Below are 16,109 nucleotides of genomic sequence, written 5' to 3'. Positions count from 1 at the left end.
CGCTTCCCCTCTGTCCAAGGGTCGAGGAAGGCCACCCCTCCTTTCGAAAACTCTACGGAAAAAACCGATCACTTTCAGTCATGTTCGACGCACGAGGTGAACGGGGCAGGCGGGGCGCGATGACGCTGGGCACATCGGCCGGCACGGGTACGGAGCTGCCCCCGTCGGTGCGGACACGCCTCACTCCACCGGGGGACGGGGCCGAGCGGTGGGCGCACGCTACCGGCCTCCCTTCAACCAGACGGGACCGTGGGAGCAAGCCGCCGGCTCCAGCCGGTGGCGGGTGATGCGGAGTGCCTGGGCGGAGGGCTTGCGGTTTGTGAGGGTCCGACAACGACGTGTCAGGGAATGACTTTCCTGCCATCTGCCCAAGTCCGCAACCCGAACGCCATACCTGCCCGGGAAATCTCGGACTACTACGATGTCCAAGATGTACATCGCAGCGCTGGACGAAGGCGCAGTTCCCGACATTCACCCCGATGCCTACATCGCCCCTGGTGCGGTGGTGGTCGGCAGCGTCAGGGTGGGCAGGGGAGCCAGCATCTGGTACGGCTCCGTCCTGCGCGGTGACGACGAACGTGTCGAGGTCGGCGAGGAGTGCAACATCCAGGACCTGTGCTGCCTGCACGCCGATCCGGGCGAGCCCGCCGTCCTCGAGCCGAGGGTGAGCCTCGGGCACAAGGCGATGGTCCACGGCGCGCACGTCGAGACCGGCGCGCTGATCGGCATCGGCGCGATCGTGCTCGGCGGCGCCAGGATCGGGGCAGGCACCCTGGTCGCGGCCGGCGCGCTGGTCGGGCCTGGCAAGAAGATCCCGCGGGGCGTCCTGGTGGCCGGCGTGCCCGGCAGGGTCGTGCGCGAGCTCACCGACGACGACAGGGCGAGCTTCGCGCAGACCGCCGACAGGTACATGGCCAAGGCGCTCAGGCACCGGCAGGCGTCAGCAGTTTGACCAGCACGCCGTCCGGGACCGTCATCAGGTCGGCGCCGTCGGGCGTGGCGGGACGCAGGAAGCGCGCGTAGTCCACGGTCATCCTGACGTCGGGCAGGCCCTTGACGGCCTTGGCGTTGGCCTTGGCCGCGTCCTTCTTGAGTGCGCCGTAGCTGTCCCAGTCGGTGTAGCCGGTGATGCCCCACTGCAGCACCTTCGGCAGGTCGTCCCTCACCCAGCGCTGGCCGACCTTCCAGGTGCCGCCCTCCTCCTTGTACAGGGCGGCCACCACCCCGCCCGCCCTTGCCAGCACCAGCTCCATCCAGCCCTCCTTGACGGCCACCTCCTTGGGCTTGGAGCTGCCGTTCAGCGTGCTCTTGGCCTCCACCCTCTTGGCGTCGTCGCCGGTGCCCGTGGTGACGGAGACCCAGTTCGGCTTGGCGTTCGACTGCGGCACGCGCAGCATCACGCCGCCGAGCGAGAACTTCCGCTCGGGCTGGCTCTTCTTCTTGCCCTCGACCTTGACCCGTACGTGCATCACGATGTCGCCGGCCAGTTCCTGGTAGACGAAGGGCCCGCGGAAGGCGTCGAACCAGGTGGAGGTCTTGGGCTCGAGGTAGAGAGCGTTCTTGGCGGTGGCGTTGACGTCGAGCTTCGCGATCCTGTTCAGGTCGCCTTCGGTGTCGCTCAGCTTGCTCCACACGCTCAGCTCCGCCGTGTCGGCGAACTCGCTCGACGCCGTGCCGATCTCGCCACCGGGGTCCGGCGGCCGCACCCCTGCGACCGTGAGCGCCTTGGCGGAGGCCTGTGGAGCCTGCCCGGACGCCGTCCCACAACCCGCCAGCAGTCCGGCGGCGGCCACGGACGCGGCAATCTTCGCTCTCATAACGGACATTCTGCCTCGTCTTTACCTCGGGCTACGATGCCGCCATGCGGTTCACGGCCATCGAGGCGGATGTCCGCGCGATGGTCACCGACCCGCGCTGGACGGCGCTCCCCCTCCAGTCGCGCGCCCATGCGATCGCGTCCAGGGCGCTGGCCACGCCTGACGGCGGCAGGTGGATCTTCGGTGCGCACGCCCGTTGGTACCTCCAGGATCCCGGTGACGGCCGCTGGCACCTGACCGCCCCTCCCCGCCACTGTCCCGCGCGCATCGAGCCGCACACCGGCGTCCTGCTGCCGCACCTGGTGCCGCGCGGGCCCGACTTCGCCTTCAGCGGCTGGTCCAGCCAGGCCTTCGTCGGGCCCGACGTGCCCTCGGCGCTCACCTCCGAGATCCGCGCCCTGGTCAGGGCGAACGGCAGGCGCTCGGCCGACGAGTTCCCCCTCAGCTCCTTCCGCGAGGTCTTCGCGGGCGACGTGCCGGGCACGGTGGCGGCGATCTGGGCCACGATCATGTGGTGCGCCTACGCCCCCGCCTTCGACGGCAACGAGCAGTTGCTGTCGGTGTTCGGCGAGTACCTCGGCCGCCCGCTGCCCGGTGACGAGTGGGTGCGCTGGCTGCCCTCTCCGCCGCTGACCGCCCTCGTCACCCTGTACGGCGAGCGGGTCAGGGCCGGCGCCCCTCGGGCCGCGCTGCGCCTGGCCGCCCTGATGGCCGACACGGCGGGGATCCTCGCCGCCGACGCCCGGTTCGCACCGAGGGCCCAGGCGCTCATCGCGATGCTGGAGCCCAGCCTGCGCAATCCCGTCCTCGACCACCAGACGGCCACAGGCCCCCTCCCCGCGTACCGGCCACCCCTGGCCCCGCAAACGCGCGGCACGGGCCCTCTCACCCCACCTCCGGTCCACAGGGACACCACCTTCCCCCCACCCACCGTGGGCGAAAGTCCTGGACGGGCCACCACCGGCCATTCCCACGACACCTCGGGGCGGGCCACCACCGGCCATTCTGGCGAGACCTCGGGGTGGGCGCCCGCCGGTCACTCGGGCGAGACCTCAGGCCGATCACCGCATCACCCGGGCGAGACCACGGGGCGGGCACCCACCGGTCACTCGGGCGAGACCTCAGGCCGGCCACCGCATCACCCGGGCGAGACCTCAGGCCGATCACCACGTCACTCGGGCGAGACCACGGGGTGGGCGCCCACCGGTCACTCGGCCGAGACCTCAGGCTGGTCATCGGGTCACTCGGGGGAGGCCACGGGGCGGACCGGTGCGGCCCGATCGCGTGCCGTCCCGCAGTGGGCGCCCTCCACCGACCCGCGTGAGGTCGCCCGCGCGGCCGCCGCCGACGACGCGCTGCGCTGGACCTGGCTGGCCAGGGTGCCCGACCGCCTGGCGCGGGCCGTCCTGGCGGAGACCGACCCCGGCGAGCACCTTCGCCACACGGTCGGCGACCTCCTGGAGGCGGTGGCGTTCTCCCCCGACCCGCACAGGACGGCAGGCGCCCTGCTCGCGGCCGACCACGCCGACACCCCAGAGGGCCTGCCCACCGTGGCGGCCTGGCTGGACCACCGCCTGCGCCACGCCCTCCACACCCAGCTCGCCACCCCGCGAGGCGACACCACCGAGCCCGACGGGTTCGAGGTGGGGCCGCGCTGGCTCGACGCCGTGCCGCCCACCCGGGAGGGAGCCGCCGCGGTGCTGGGCGCCGCGTACGCCTCAGGGTTGGCGTGGTGCCGGCTCACCGGCACGTCCGTGCCGGGCGACGGCTTTCCCGGAGCGGCCGCGATCGTTCACAGGCTCATCCATGAGCGCGACGATCCCCATCTAAACCACTAATGCCGTTATTTCACCCTTACTCGGTAAATATCGGCCCAGTGCGCGGATTCTCCGAATTGTGATCTCGGAAACGGGAAATGATCCGTGTGGGGGCAGGGCGGCGACGCAAGGAATGACCCCGATGGGCCATGTCGCCTGAAGGGCCCCCGCCGTAACCTCGAAGAGGGTGTGGGCTGCGGAAGGAAGGACGACGCGGTGGGGCACGACGACCTGGACTCTCGGGTCCACGACCGTGTCGCGTTGGACGAGATTGCGCTCTACGCCGAGGTGCTCACCGCTGTCGCGATCAGCGAGCGGCGGTTGACCTTGGACGAGCTCGACGACGCGCTCGGATTGCGGACTTCGGCGAGCCGCTGAAGACCATCACATTGACCTAGTCCCGGACTCCCGCGGGGTCCGGGACATGGTTTTTTCTGATAGCTCACCGAAGCTCGAGATGACTAGTCACGAACGGACGAGCCGAGCGATCGCCGCCGACGCCTCCTTGACCTTCGCCTCGGCCTCCGGGCCCCCGGTGTTGATCGCGTCGGTCACGCAGTGGGAGATGTGCTCTTCCAGCAGCCCGAGCGCCACCGCCTGAAGCGCCCGCGTGGCCGCCGAGACCTGGGTGAGGATGTCGATGCAGTAGGCGTCGTCCTCCACCATGCGCTGCAGGCCCCTGATCTGACCCTCGATTCGCCGCAGACGGGTCAGATAAGCCTGCTTGTCTCCGCTGTACCCATGCATGCATCAAAGGTACCCAGTCAGCGGAGGTCACCGATCAGTTGTTCCCACTGCGCCGCGACTTGGGCCGCCGCGTGCCCCGTCGCGGTCTCGAGCGCCCCGGCGGCGAGGGACCTGCGCCGACGGTCGTCGTCGACCAGCGCGAGCAGGGCCGCGGCGTACATCTCGATCTCGCCCTCGGGCACGAGGACGCCGTTGTAGCCGGTCACGATGTACTCCGCGGGCCCGTTGGCCCCGTCGAAGCCCACCACGGGCACGCCGCAGCCCATCGCCTCCAGGACGGTCATGCCGAGCGTCTCCGCGCGTGACGTGGTCGCCACGATCGACGCCTTGGCGAACTCCCCCGCCAGGTCGGGCGTGGTCCCCATGAAGTAGACGTGGTTGTGCAGGTTCAGGTCGCGGACCAGGTCGCGAAGCCTGCGCTCCTCCGGGCCCGAGCCGTACAGCCGCAGCCTCCAGTCGGGGCGCTTGTCGGCCACGATCGCGAAAGCCCTGATCAGCCGGTCGTAGGCGCGGGCGGCCACCAGGCGCCCGCCGGTCGCCACGATCCTGTTGTCCATCCGCGAGCGCGGCCACAGCCCGCCGGGCAGGGCGTCGGGCACCACGTGGACAGGCGGACCCGCCGTCTCCAGCAGCCGCCGCCAGTCGTCCCTCGCGCCCTCGGTGGAGGTCACCACCGCGTCCAGCCGGGGATAGAACCGCTTCACGGGAGCCGGTACGGCAGGCCGCCCCCACTCCCAGGCGATCTTCACCGACTCCCTGGGCGCCGATCTGGCCGCCTGGACACTGATCCCAGGCCGGGTGGTGATGAGAACATCACTCTTCAGTGTGCGCAACAGGCGCCACAGCGCCACCTCGGTGCGCATCTGCCCGCGCGGCAGCAGTTGCCTCGACCCCGGCCTCGCTTCGATCAGCGAGCGCATCGCCACCTGCCCGCTGACGGGGAAGAACGGCTTCTCCTTCTGCCGCCTGACGCTGATGACCTCGACCTCGTGCCGCTCGGCCAGGTCGGAGGCGAGGTTGAGGATCGAGCGCACGTCCCCGCGCATCACGTAGGCGGAGGGGAGGACGAGGCTGACCTTCACACGCCCACCTCGATCCGCAGTTCGTCGTCGGCGGTGTAACAGGGCCTGACGGGCACGCCGTCCACGCGCATCGCCGGATAGTGCAGGCGGCGGCGCTTGCCGTCGACGTCGTCGAGCCGCGAGGCGAGTCGCAGAGGCGCAGGCACGCCCTCCACCTCCAGCGAAGGCTCCCATGTGCCCGCGCCCTCGGGATCGGCCGCTACCACGTCGACCAGCGAGACGGCGGCGTGGAAGCGCACTCCCTGGACGGTCGCGACGGCGGCCACCGTGGTCTCCGCCGCCCCTTCCCCTGTGTCACCGCCCGGCCTGTCGGGAGCCTGCGCGGGGCCGCTGCGGTGCAGCGAGAGCGTGGCCTCGTGCCTGGAGTCGTCGTCGTCGAGCCCCGTGTAGGCCAGCAGGCCCGTGACCTCGAAGCGGCCCTCCCTGAACCAGACCGCGCGCACCTCGGCGGCCGGCTCGGCCGCGCAGATCTTCAGCGCGAGGAAGCCGTTCCTGGTGCGGTAGGCCCTGTAGGCGAGCGTGCGCCTGGACAGCGCGTAGGTGTCGAGGTGGTCGAGGGAGAAGCCGGGGTCGACGCTCCTGATGCGGGTGCGGCCCTCCTCGTCCCCCAGGTAGGCGTCCCATCTGCCCGAGGTCAGCGTCAGCGGAGACAGCGAGACCGCGAGGGCGGCGTCGCGCACCTCCACGCCCGCCGCGCTCAGCGCGATCTGGCGCTCCACCCCCGTCGCGCGGTGGCGCAGGACCAGCTCCATGCCGGGTTTCAGCGGTCTGTCGACGGCCAGTCTGAGGGAGAGCACGTCAGCCAGGGTGACTTCGGCGTCGGTCACGACGACGCGCATCCGCAGCCCCTCCCCGTCGAATGAAGCCATGCGACGTTGAGGTTACCGTGATTTTCCCGTTATGTGGAGAAAGCTTTTCGGCTTCGTCGCGCGTCTGACATGGGAAAGTCCGCAACACCAGGTGTTGCGGACTTCCGACTCAGCCCTTGACAGACTTGATCAGCAGCTGCGCCACGTCGACGACTTCCAGCGTCTCCTTGGCCTCGCCGCTGTTCTTCTTCTCGTTGATCGCGTCGCCCAGCATCACCATGCAGAACGGGCAGGCGGTGGAGACGGTGTCCGGATTCGTGGTCAACGCCTCGTCCACGCGCTCGGTGTTGATGCGCTTGCCGATGCGCTCCTCCATCCACATGCGCGCGCCACCGGCTCCGCAGCAGAAGCCCCTGTCCTTGTGCCTGTGCATCTCCTGCGTCTGCACGCCGGGCACCTTCGACATGATGTCGCGGGGCTGGCTGTAGACCTTGTTGTGGCGGCCGAGGAAGCACGGGTCGTGGTAGGTGATCTTCTCCTCGATCGGGGTGATCGGGGTGAGCAGGCCCTCGTCCACGAGCTTGGCCAGCAGCTGCGTGTGGTGCACGACCTCGTAGGTGCCGCCGAGCTGCGGGTACTCGTTGGCGAGGGTGTTGAAGCAGTGCGGGCAGGTCGCGACGATCTTCTTGACGCCCGCCTCGTTCAGCGTCTCGATGTTCTGCTGGGCGAGCATGTTGAACAGGAACTCCATGCCCAGGCGGCGGGCCGGGTCACCGGTGCACGCCTCGGCTGGGCCGAGCACCGCGAACTTCACGCCGGCGATGTGCAGCAGCTCCGCGACCGCCTTCGTGGTCTTCTTCGCCCGGTCCTCCAGGGCGCCCGCGCAGCCGACCCAGAACAGGTACTCGGTGTCCTCGGGCATCTTCTCGTCGATGAGCGTGACCTCGAAGTCGAGCTCCTCGATCCAGTCGGCCCGCTTCATCTCGGACATGCCCCACGGGTTGCCCTTGTTCTCGAGGTTCTTCACCATCACCCCCGCCTCGGACGGGAACGACGACTCGACCATCACCTGGTAGCGGCGCATGTCGAGGATGTGGTCGATGTGCTCGATGTCCACGGGGCACTGCTCGACGCAGGCGCCGCAGTTGGTGCACGACCACAGCACGTCGGGGTGGATGACGCCGTCCTCGCCGACCAGCGGCTTCTCCAGCAGCGCCAGCACGTCGGTGTCGGCGTGGCTGGTGTCACCCTGCAGCAGGTACGGCGCGACCTTGAAGGCGTGGTCGCGCTGGTCGAGGATGAGCATCTTCGGCGACAGCGGCTTGTCGGTGTTCCACGCGGGGCACTGCGACTGGCAACGGCCGCACTCGGTGCAGGAGTAGAAGTCGAGGAAGCCCTTCCACGTCGTGTCGCCGATCTTGCCCCTGCCGAGCTTCTCGGGGTCGAGGTCCTCGTCCTCGAAGTCGACGGGCTTGCCGTCGACCGTCATCTCGGGCGCGGCGCCCAGCCCGTCGGGGCGGCGGGAGAACAGCACGTTCAGCGGCGCGGTGAAGATGTGCAGGTGCTTGGAGTTCACCACGATGACCAGGAACACCAGCATGAAGCCGATGTGCAGGAGCAGGGCGATCTCTTCGAGCAGCGGGCTGGCGGGCAGGACGTTCCCCAGAGCCAGCGAGACGAAGGCGCCGCCGTCGTAGGGAAGGTTGCCGTTGGCGGCCGCGGCGCCGCGCGCCAGGAACAGCGTCCAGATGATGTTGAAGATCATGAACAGGACGAGCCACGCGCCACCGAGGTGGGAGCCGGAGAAGCGCGACTTGCGGCCCAGCGTCTTGGGCGAGTTCCTGACCCTGATCACCGCGAACGCCACGAGGCCGAGCAGACAGGCGACCGCGATGAAGTCCTGGAGGAAGCCCAGCACCGACCACTGACCGATCAGCGGGATGTGGAAGTTCGGCCGCCCGGTGATCGCGCCCTGGATGATCGAGCCGTAGGCCTCGATGTAGACGGTCAGCAGGATGAAGAAGGCCCACATGACGAAGAAGTGCGCCACGCCCGAGGGCGTCCACTTCAGCAGCTTCTTCTGGCCGAACACCTCGACCAGCTGCGCCTTGGCCTCGGCACCCGCGTGCGTCTTGGCGTACTCGATCCGTTCGGGCGCCGGTGGACCGACCGTCGCCAGCTTGAACAGGAACTGCGCTCGACGGCCCGCCACGGCGACCGCAGCGACGGTCATCGCGAGCCCGATGATGGCTACCCAGAGCACGATTCCTCCCACAGACGGCGTCAGGCCAATCCTACCGGTGAGTAACTTTGCACCGATACGGCCATATTAGAACATTGCTCTACGGAGTCAGATAGCGCTGCACCGTCGGCGCGAGCAACTCCACCAGTTCCTCCAGATCGGCGGAGGCCAGCGGCTCGAGCGCGAGCACGTAGCGTGCCAGCACCACACCGATGAGCTGGGCGAAGGCCGCCTCCATCCGCAGGTGCGGCACACCGAGCCCGTCGGCCACCTTATACAGCAGCGCGTTGGTGATGAACTCCCGGATCGTGCTCACGACCTGCTCGTTGGTCATGGCCGATCGCATCAGCGCGAGCACGGGCTCCCTGGCCTGCGCGTCGGACGTGACTGTCAGGATGATCCTGACGAGCCGCTCGCCGACCTCCTCGCGTGGGCCCTCCAGCAGCCTGGGCAGCACCTCCACCGGGTCGATCGGCAGGCGCATGGCCGCGACGAACAGGCCCTCCTTGGTGTCGAAGTAGTGGTGGACGAGCGCGGGATCGACCGCGGCCTCACGGGCGATGCCGCGGATCGTCGCCTTGTCGAAGCCCTTCTCCGCGAACACCTGCCTGGCCGCGGTGAGGATCTCACCGCGTGTGTCGCCCGCTCCCGGTCTGCGTCCCGTGCGCCGCTTCACGGTCACCTGCCGACCGCCAGGTAGACGCGCATCGGCACGGAGAGCAGGCCGTCGGGGAAGACCCTCATCAGCTCGGCCCGCTGCCTGGCCACCAGTTCGTCGGCGGCCTCCTGGGTCAGGGCGGCCATGTAGGAGTGGGAGCGCAGGTCGAGCAGGAACTCCTCGACGGCCACCAGGCGGGTCCAGTGCAGCCAGCGCTCCTCGACCCGCAGGGCGGCGGCGATCTGCGGCACCCGCCACTCGGGCAGCGCGGGCCCCCAGTAGGTGGGGCAGGACTCGGCCAGGCGCACCTCGTAGGCGGCCAGCCAGTCGGCCTGGCCCGCGTCGGTCGTGTTCCACCAGGCGGCGATCGCGCCCCCGTCCCGCAGGGCCCTCCTCGCCTCGGCGACGGAGGCCACGGGGTCGAGCCAGTGCCACGACTGGGCGTAGGTCACGAGGTCGGCGCCGCCGTCCCTGATCGGCAGCGTGTTCCCGTCACCCTGGACCGCGGCGAGGCCGTCGCTTCCCGCGCGTGCGGCCTCCGGGGGCTCTGCCGTCCTGGCGGGACGGCCGCGCGCCACGAGCCTGGCGAGCATCTCGCGCCCCGGATCGACCGCCACCACCCTGGCGCCGCGGGCGCGCAGCGCGCGGCTGGAGATGCCGGTGCCCGCGCCCACGTCCACCACCGTCGCGCCTGCCAGCGGGACACCCGAGACCTCCGACAGCGCGCGGAACAGGTCGTCGGGGTAGCCGGGCCTGCCGGCGTCGTAGGCATCGGCGACCCGGTCGAACACCCTGCCAAGCGCGCGAGAGGGGCCAGTGACACTCATGAGAACACTTTGCCCCACACAATGACCATCTAGACGCCGCTCACCGGGTCGCCGCGAGATGCAGTCTGGCGAAGGCCAGCCCCTCGGCCAGATCGTCGATCCTCTCGGTACGGCTGGTCGCCTTGCGCGTGTTGACCTCCAGCACGACCAGCCCGTCGAACCCGGTGTTGGCCAGCCGTTCGAGGACAGGCGCGCACGGCTGGTTGCCCCTGCCAGGCACCAGGTGCTCGTCCTTGTTGCTCACCCCGAGGCCGTCGGCCAGGTGCAGGTGCGAGAGCCTGTCACCGAGCTTGACCGCCATCTCCATCGCGTCGGAGCCCGAGACGGCCGTGTGCGACAGGTCGAGCGTGACCTGCGGGAAGGCGTAGTCCATCGGGTTCCAGTCAGGTGAGTACGGCACGACGTCGTTGCCGCGCGCCTTCAACGGGAACATGTTCTCCACCGCGAAGATCACGTCGGTCTCCTCGCGCATCCTCGCCAGGCCGTCCTCGAAGTCACGCGCGTAGTCGCGCTGCCAGCGGAAGGGCGGGTGCACCACGACGGTGCGCGCGCCGAGCCGCTCGGCCGCCTTCTGGGCCTTGAGCAGCTTGGCCCACGGGTCGCGGCCCCACACGCGCTGGGTGACCAGCAGGCAGGGGGCGTGGATCGCGAGGACGGGCACGCCGTAGTGGCCGGACAGCCGTTCGATCACGTCGATGTCCTGGCTGACTGGATCTGCCCCCACCATGATCTCGACGCCGTCGTAGCCGAGGCGCGCGGCCAGCTCGAAGGCGTCCGGAGTGCGTTCCGGATATACCGAAGCCGTGGACAATGCGATCTTCGCATTGGGCACGCGGATGACATCTGCCACGCTGCCAGCGTATGCCGCCGGACCTCGTACCGTTGAACCATGCCGCGCATAGCGAATGGGGCGATCCCCAGCCCCAACATCTGGAACGCCCCGAAGGTCTACGAGCTGGAGAACCGCGCGGTCGATCCCGAGGGCAGGGCGAACGCGGCCATGCGAGCCATCCGCCCATGGGACGGCGCGACCGTCCTCGACATCGGGTGCGGCGCCGGTTACCACCTGCCGATCTTCGCCGCCTCCGCGGCGAGCGTGACGGGCGTGGAGCCGCACGGCGACCTGGTCGAGCTGGCCAGACGCCGCTGCGCGGGCCTGCCCAACGTGAAGATCCACGCGGCCACCGCCCAGAACCTGCCGCTGCCCGACGCGAGCGTCGACGTCGCCGTCGCCCGCTGGGCCTACTTCTTCGGCCCCGGCTGCGAGCCCGGCCTGCGCGAGCTCACCCGAGTCGTACGGCGCGGCGGCGCCGCCTTCGTCATCGACCTCGACGCCACCCGCGGCGCCTTCGGCCGCTGGTTCCAGCGCACGGTGCCCTCCTACTCGGCCAGGGCCGTGGAGAACTTCTGGTCACGACAGGGCTGGCAGCGCGACAAGCTCGACCTTCGCATGGTCTTCCAGCGCAGGGCCGACCTCGAGGACGTGCTGCGCATCGAGTTCGCCCACGACGTCGCGGAGGAGGCCATCGCCGAGACCCCCGGATTAGAACTCCCCTACCCGAACGTCCTGCGCTGGCGCTACTTCTGAGCTTGACCTTGTCACCGGTGTCAGGGTTTAGCGTGGAAACATGCGGATCGGAGAGCTTGCCGAACTGACCGGCGTGAGCGCCCGCTCCCTGCGCTACTACGAGCAGCACGGACTGATCAAGGCACGCAGGGAGTCCAACGGCTATCGCCACTACGACCCTTCGGACGTCGAGCTGGTCAGCGAGATCCGCGCGCTGCTGACCGTCGGCTTCACGCTGGAGGACGCCAGACCGTTCGTCGACTGCCTGCGCGCGGGGCACGCCACGGGCGCCTCCTGCGCCGAGTCGATGGCCGTCTCGCGGCGCAAGCTCGCCGAGATCGACGAGGAGATCCGCGTCCTGCTGACCCGGCGCGCCGAGGTGGCAGGCCAACTCGGCCAGACCTGCTCTGGATGCTTCGCCAAGGGAGAATCATGATCAAGCTGACCACCGACAACTTCGAGGAGCTCGTGCTCAAGAGCTCCGAGCCCGTCCTGGTGGACTTCTGGGCGGAGTGGTGCGGCCCCTGCAGGATGGTCGCTCCCGTTCTCGAGCAGATCGAGGCCGAGCGGGGGCTCAAGATCGGCAAGCTGAACACCGACGAGAACCCGGAGATCATGACCCGCTACGGCATCATGGGCATCCCCACGCTGCTGCTGTTCGAGAACGGCGAGCCGGTCAAGCAGGTCGTCGGCGCCAAGCCCAAGCGCCTGCTCGAGGCCGAACTCGGCCTCTCCTGACCAGCACTACCTCTCCTGACCAGCACTGCCCGTTCCTGACCCGTCGATCATCCGTCCGCCCTGACGCGCTCGGCCCGCCTTGACGCGCTCGACCTGGTCTGAGGTGCTCAAGTCTGCTGAGGTGGCCGGGCTGCCGAGGTGGCCGGGCTGCCGAGGTTCCCGGGTCGCCGAGGTTCCCGGGTCGCCGAGGTTCCCGGGTCGCCGAGGTGGCCGGGTCTCTGAGGTGCCCAGGTCGCCGAGGTACCCGGGTTGCCGAGGTGCTCGGGCTGCGGCGGATTGTCGGCGGCTCAGGCTAGCCTGCTCGGCATGGCACCCAAGACCGCACAGAAGCCCGGTTACCGCTGCGCCGAGTGCGGCTGGCGCACCACCAAGTGGGTCGGCAGGTGCGGCGAGTGCCAGGCATGGGGCACGGTCGACGAAGAGGGCGCGAGGGCCGGCGTCCACGTGGTGCAGGCCGGGGCCACCAGCGGCCCGGCCGTCCCGATCGGCGACGTCAAGGCGGAGATCGCGACCGCCCGCACCACGGGCGTGAGCGAGCTCGACCGCGTGCTGGGCGGCGGCCTGGTCCCCGGCGCGGTCGTGCTGCTGGCGGGCGAGCCCGGCATCGGCAAGTCCACCCTGCTGCTCGAGGCCGCCGCCCGCATCGCCGAGCGCACCACCGTCCTCTACGTCACGGGCGAGGAGTCCTCCGCCCAGGTCCGCCTGCGCGCCGACCGCATCGGCGCGATCCGCGACAACCTCTACCTCGCCGCCGAGACCGAGCTGTCGGCGCTGATGACCCACGTGGAGAAGGTGCAGCCGCAGCTGCTCGTCGTCGACTCCGTGCAGACCGTCGGCTCGGCGCAGACCACCGGCGTCCCCGGCGGCGTGACCCAGGTGCGCGAGGTCGCCGCCAACCTCGTACGGCTGGCCAAGGAGCGCAACATGGCCACCGTGCTGGTCGGCCACGTCACCAAGGAGGGCTCGATCGCGGGCCCTCGTACCCTCGAGCACCTGGTCGACGTCGTGCTCAGCTTCGAGGGCGACCGTCACTCACGCCTGCGCATGGTCCGCGCGATCAAGAACAGGTTCGGCCCCACCGACGAAGTGGGCTGCTTCGACCTGCACGAACGCGGCATCGAGGGCATCACCGACCCCAGCGGCCTGTTCGTCTCGCGGCGTAGCGAGCCCGTCCCCGGCACCTGCGTCACCGTCACCGTCGAGGGCACCCGCCCGCTGCCCGCCGAGGTGCAGGCGCTCGTCGCCCGCACCGAGGCCCAGCAGCCGCGCCGCAGCTCCTCGGGGCTCGATCCCTTCCGGGTGCAGATGATCCTCGCCGTGCTCGAACGCAGGCTCAACGCGCGGCTCGGCGGCTGCGACGTCTTCACCGCCACCGTGGGCGGCATCAAGCTGGCCGATCCCGCGGTCGACCTCTCCGTCATGCTCGCGGTGGCCAGCGCGGCAGGCGACAAGCCGCTTCCCTCCGGCCTCATCGCGCTGGGCGAGGTGGGGCTGGCGGGCGAGCTCAGGCCGGTGCGCGACGTCCGGCGCCGCCTGTCCGAGGCGGCACGGCTGGGGTTCAAGAGGGCCCTGGTGCCGCGCGGATCCCTCGAGGAAGGCGGCCGCCGCCGCCCCGACGAGGAGCGCGCTCTGGTCCCCGTCGGGCCCGTCGCCTTCGCGCCCGGGTTCGAGGTCATGGAGGCCGAGAACGTGTGGGACGCGCTCACTCACGTCACCTGAGCTGGGCTTCTTCAGGAAAAGCTGCCGTAACGGCGCCCCGCCACGTGGGCCCGCAGTAGCGTGATGGACGGGGGTCAGCCTTGGTGCATCCTTGGCCTATCGTTGGCTTGCCGTAGACGATGGAGAAGGAAAGCTTCAGCGGCGGACGCCGGAGGTCGGCCGGTAAGCTGGGATTTGACTAGGACACGGGGGTCAGGTGGCAAACGACAGGAGTCTTGACGACCGTCGTCGCACGGCCCTTGCCTCGGTCGCTCCGGGCACGGCACTGAGAGACGGCCTGGAGCGCATCCTGCGCGGCCAGACCGGCGGTCTCATCGTGCTGGGCTACGACGGCGTGGTCGAGGAGCTGTGCAGCGGCGGGTTCGAGCTCGACGTGGAGTTCTCCGCCACGCGGCTGCGCGAGCTGGCCAAGATGGACGGCGCCATCGTGCTGCACTCAGGCGACCACAAGATCGTGCGCGCGGCCGTCCACCTCGTGCCCGATCCCTCCATCTCGACCGACGAGTCAGGCACCAGGCACCGCACGGCGCAGCGCGTCGCCAGGCAGACCGGTTTCCCGATCATCGCGATCAGCAAGTCGATGCGCATCATCGCCCTCTACCTCGACGGCATCCGCTACGTGCTGGAGGAGTCGGCGGCGATCCTGTCCAAGGCCAACCAGGCCCTGGCCACGCTCGAGCGCTACAAGCACAGGCTCGACGAGGTCTCGGGCACCCTGTCGGCTCTCGAGATCGAGGACCTCGTCACCGTCCGCGACGTCGCCGCCGTCGCGCAGCGCCTCGAGATGGTGCGCAGGATCTCCGAGGAGATCCAGGGCTACGTCGTCGAGCTCGGCACCGACGGGCGGCTGCTCTCCCTCCAGCTCGACGAGCTGGTGGCGGGGGTCGACTCCGACCGCGAGCTGATCGTCCGCGACTACCTGCCCTCCTCGGCGGCGCGCGGCAAGCGCAAGGTCACCGACGTCCTGCAGGGCTTCGACGCCCTGTCGGGCAGCGAACTGCTCGACCTGTCGTCGGTGGCGAAGGTGCTCGGACGCGGCGCCAGCGAGACCCTCGACAGCCCCGCGAGCCCCCGAGGCTTCCGCCTGCTCGCCAAGGTGCCCAGGCTGCCCGCCACGGTCGTCGACCGGCTGGTCGACCATTTCGGCGGGCTGCAGAAGCTCCTCGCTGCCAGCATCGACGACCTCCAGGCGGTGGGCGGCGTCGGCGAGTCCCGCGCCCGCAGCGTCCGCGAGGGGCTGTCCAGGCTGGCCGAGTCCAGCATCCTCGAACGCTACGTGTAAGCACTTCAGCGCAGGTGGAAGACGGCCTTCGGACTGCGCAGCCCTCCGGTGAGCACCACGGCCACGTACGTGCCGGGCAGCGCCGCGGCCTGTGTGCCCCCGCACGCGCCTCCCGAACGGCGGCGGTCCCAGTCGAGGGTGCGAACGTAGGGGATCCCTCGCTCCAGCTTGCGCATGTCGACGCCGTCGCCGCTGACGCAGTCGGAGGTGGACCACACCCTGTCGTCGCCCGAGGTGATCCTGATCTCCATCGCGCGCGCCCCCACGTCAGCCATACACATGACGGGGCCCGTGTTCACCAGCGTGACCAGGAAGTTGGGACGGGCGCCCGCGCCGTAGACCTCCTGACGCCCCTGGAGGTTGAGCACCAGGTCCTTCTCCTCGCACGGCATGCCGGGCCTGCGCGGCTGCGCCGTCGGCTTGGGTGACGGTGGCAGCGCGGCGCGCGGCTTGGGCGGCTTCGGCGTCGGGGTGGTCGTGGGCGTGAACATCACTGTGGGCAACCCCGCCAGCACCGACTCCGCCGCCGAGGACGAGCTCGGCGCCGACTTGGCGCTCGACGTGCTCTGCGGTCCGTCGGGGCCGCTGGAGCACGCCCAGGCCACCACGGCCACGACGACCAGCACTGCGACCAGGACGGTCATCCGCCGTCGCCAGTAGACATCGCCAGAGCCGCCACGCAGAGTATCCGGATCCATACGCACAGCATGCTTATTCCTTGCGCACGGAGGGTGACGACACGCCGTAACGCACTACGCTGGGCGGGTGGCCGACCCGAACCTCCTACGAGAGCCCATTCTCGAC

General features: G+C 69.9%; 17 protein-coding genes. 8 read left to right on the top strand and 9 right to left on the bottom strand.

Annotated features, from left to right (window positions below):
* The first annotated feature begins 430 nt into the window (after window positions 1-430).
* Window positions 431-952 carry a gamma carbonic anhydrase family protein gene (locus ABFX55_RS38195; protein ID WP_346127962.1) on the top strand — a complete coding sequence of 174 codons (522 nt, stop codon included), beginning with the start codon at window positions 431-433 and terminating at the stop codon, window positions 950-952.
* Here the strand turns inward: ABFX55_RS38195 and ABFX55_RS38190 are convergent.
* Complete coding sequence (locus ABFX55_RS38190) at window positions 924-1,817, bottom strand: DUF1349 domain-containing protein (protein WP_346127960.1); 894 nt, start codon at window positions 1,815-1,817, stop codon at window positions 924-926. The genes ABFX55_RS38195 and ABFX55_RS38190 overlap by 29 nt on opposite strands.
* A 44-nt stretch (window positions 1,818-1,861) precedes the next feature.
* On the opposite strand from ABFX55_RS38190, the gene ABFX55_RS38185 reads away from it, so the two are divergent.
* Window positions 1,862-3,655, top strand: coding sequence for a hypothetical protein (locus tag ABFX55_RS38185; RefSeq protein ID WP_346127959.1), 1,794 nt, complete (start codon window positions 1,862-1,864; stop codon window positions 3,653-3,655).
* Between the two features lie 195 nt (window positions 3,656-3,850).
* Window positions 3,851-4,012, top strand: a complete 162-nt coding sequence (locus ABFX55_RS38180) for a hypothetical protein (RefSeq protein WP_175589978.1) — start codon at window positions 3,851-3,853, stop codon at window positions 4,010-4,012.
* An 87-nt stretch (window positions 4,013-4,099) separates the two neighbouring features.
* On the opposite strand, the gene ABFX55_RS38175 is transcribed toward ABFX55_RS38180, so the two are convergent.
* From ABFX55_RS38175 to ABFX55_RS38145, 7 genes are all read right to left on the bottom strand, one after another.
* Window positions 4,100-4,381, bottom strand: a complete 282-nt coding sequence (locus ABFX55_RS38175) for a metal-sensitive transcriptional regulator (protein WP_183653791.1) — start codon at window positions 4,379-4,381, stop codon at window positions 4,100-4,102.
* 17 nt (window positions 4,382-4,398) lie between these two features.
* Complete coding sequence (locus tag ABFX55_RS38170) at window positions 4,399-5,463, bottom strand: glycosyltransferase (protein WP_346127956.1); 1,065 nt, start codon at window positions 5,461-5,463, stop codon at window positions 4,399-4,401.
* Window positions 5,460-6,332, bottom strand: coding sequence for a hypothetical protein (locus ABFX55_RS38165; RefSeq protein ID WP_346127954.1), 873 nt, complete (start codon window positions 6,330-6,332; stop codon window positions 5,460-5,462). The genes ABFX55_RS38170 and ABFX55_RS38165 overlap by 4 nt, the downstream gene beginning before the upstream one ends.
* A gap of 109 nt (window positions 6,333-6,441) precedes the next feature.
* Window positions 6,442-8,535 carry a (Fe-S)-binding protein gene (locus ABFX55_RS38160; protein WP_346127952.1) on the bottom strand — a complete coding sequence of 698 codons (2,094 nt, stop codon included), beginning with the start codon at window positions 8,533-8,535 and terminating at the stop codon, window positions 6,442-6,444.
* Window positions 8,536-8,614: 79 nt separating this feature from the next.
* Window positions 8,615-9,190, bottom strand: a complete 576-nt coding sequence (locus ABFX55_RS38155) for a TetR/AcrR family transcriptional regulator (protein ID WP_346127951.1) — start codon at window positions 9,188-9,190, stop codon at window positions 8,615-8,617.
* A 2-nt stretch (window positions 9,191-9,192) separates the two neighbouring features.
* Window positions 9,193-9,999, bottom strand: coding sequence for a class I SAM-dependent methyltransferase (locus ABFX55_RS38150; RefSeq protein WP_346127949.1), 807 nt, complete (start codon window positions 9,997-9,999; stop codon window positions 9,193-9,195).
* 40 nt (window positions 10,000-10,039) lie between these two features.
* Window positions 10,040-10,849 (bottom strand): sugar phosphate isomerase/epimerase family protein, encoded by an 810-nt coding sequence (locus ABFX55_RS38145; protein WP_346127947.1) that lies wholly within the window; start codon window positions 10,847-10,849, stop codon window positions 10,040-10,042.
* A gap of 39 nt (window positions 10,850-10,888) precedes the next feature.
* Here ABFX55_RS38145 and ABFX55_RS38140 point away from each other — a divergent pair, with 39 nt between their 5' ends.
* From ABFX55_RS38140 to disA, 5 genes are all read left to right on the top strand, one after another.
* A complete protein-coding gene (locus tag ABFX55_RS38140; RefSeq protein ID WP_346127945.1) occupies window positions 10,889-11,587 on the top strand; it encodes a class I SAM-dependent methyltransferase in 699 nt (232 codons plus the stop codon).
* Window positions 11,588-11,627: 40 nt separating this feature from the next.
* The gene (locus ABFX55_RS38135; protein WP_346127943.1) at window positions 11,628-12,002 is read left to right on the top strand and encodes a MerR family transcriptional regulator; all 375 of its coding nucleotides are present in this window, start codon (window positions 11,628-11,630) and stop codon (window positions 12,000-12,002) included.
* Window positions 11,999-12,304 carry a thioredoxin gene (gene trxA, locus ABFX55_RS38130; RefSeq protein ID WP_183653773.1) on the top strand — a complete coding sequence of 102 codons (306 nt, stop codon included), beginning with the start codon at window positions 11,999-12,001 and terminating at the stop codon, window positions 12,302-12,304. The genes ABFX55_RS38135 and trxA overlap by 4 nt, the downstream gene beginning before the upstream one ends.
* 306 nt (window positions 12,305-12,610) lie before the next feature.
* A complete protein-coding gene (gene radA / locus ABFX55_RS38125) occupies window positions 12,611-14,023 on the top strand; it encodes a DNA repair protein RadA (protein ID WP_183653771.1) in 1,413 nt (470 codons plus the stop codon).
* Window positions 14,024-14,219: 196 nt separating this feature from the next.
* A complete protein-coding gene (disA, locus tag ABFX55_RS38120; RefSeq protein ID WP_346127941.1) occupies window positions 14,220-15,305 on the top strand; it encodes a DNA integrity scanning diadenylate cyclase DisA in 1,086 nt (361 codons plus the stop codon).
* Between the two features lie 5 nt (window positions 15,306-15,310).
* Here the strand turns inward: disA and ABFX55_RS38115 are convergent, their stop codons facing one another.
* The gene (locus tag ABFX55_RS38115) at window positions 15,311-16,003 is read right to left on the bottom strand and encodes a hypothetical protein (protein ID WP_346127939.1); all 693 of its coding nucleotides are present in this window, start codon (window positions 16,001-16,003) and stop codon (window positions 15,311-15,313) included.
* Between the last annotated feature and the right edge of the window lie 106 nt (window positions 16,004-16,109).

The sequence above is a fragment of the Nonomuraea roseola genome, from assembly GCF_039535395.1.
GTDB lineage: Bacteria > Actinomycetota > Actinomycetes > Streptosporangiales > Streptosporangiaceae > Nonomuraea > Nonomuraea roseola.
The sequence above is the reverse complement of the archived record's forward strand: the minus strand, read 5'-3'. Positions and strand labels throughout refer to the sequence as shown.

What these genes read in the sequence shown, in the direction of transcription:
- ABFX55_RS38195 (WP_346127962.1), top strand. Translation starts at nt 431, where the DNA reads ATGTACATCGCAGCGCTGGACGAAGGCGCAGTTCCCGACATTCACCCC.
- ABFX55_RS38190 (WP_346127960.1), bottom strand. Translation starts at nt 1,817, where the DNA reads ATGAGAGCGAAGATTGCCGCGTCCGTGGCCGCCGCCGGACTGCTGGCG.
- ABFX55_RS38185 (WP_346127959.1), top strand. Translation starts at nt 1,862, where the DNA reads ATGCGGTTCACGGCCATCGAGGCGGATGTCCGCGCGATGGTCACCGAC.
- ABFX55_RS38175 (WP_183653791.1), bottom strand. Translation starts at nt 4,381, where the DNA reads ATGCATGGGTACAGCGGAGACAAGCAGGCTTATCTGACCCGTCTGCGG.
- ABFX55_RS38165 (WP_346127954.1), bottom strand. Translation starts at nt 6,332, where the DNA reads ATGGCTTCATTCGACGGGGAGGGGCTGCGGATGCGCGTCGTCGTGACC.
- ABFX55_RS38150 (WP_346127949.1), bottom strand. Translation starts at nt 9,999, where the DNA reads ATGAGTGTCACTGGCCCCTCTCGCGCGCTTGGCAGGGTGTTCGACCGG.
- ABFX55_RS38140 (WP_346127945.1), top strand. Translation starts at nt 10,889, where the DNA reads ATGCCGCGCATAGCGAATGGGGCGATCCCCAGCCCCAACATCTGGAAC.
- ABFX55_RS38135 (WP_346127943.1), top strand. Translation starts at nt 11,628, where the DNA reads ATGCGGATCGGAGAGCTTGCCGAACTGACCGGCGTGAGCGCCCGCTCC.
- trxA (WP_183653773.1), top strand. Translation starts at nt 11,999, where the DNA reads ATGATCAAGCTGACCACCGACAACTTCGAGGAGCTCGTGCTCAAGAGC.
- radA (WP_183653771.1), top strand. Translation starts at nt 12,611, where the DNA reads ATGGCACCCAAGACCGCACAGAAGCCCGGTTACCGCTGCGCCGAGTGC.
- ABFX55_RS38115 (WP_346127939.1), bottom strand. Translation starts at nt 16,003, where the DNA reads ATGGATCCGGATACTCTGCGTGGCGGCTCTGGCGATGTCTACTGGCGA.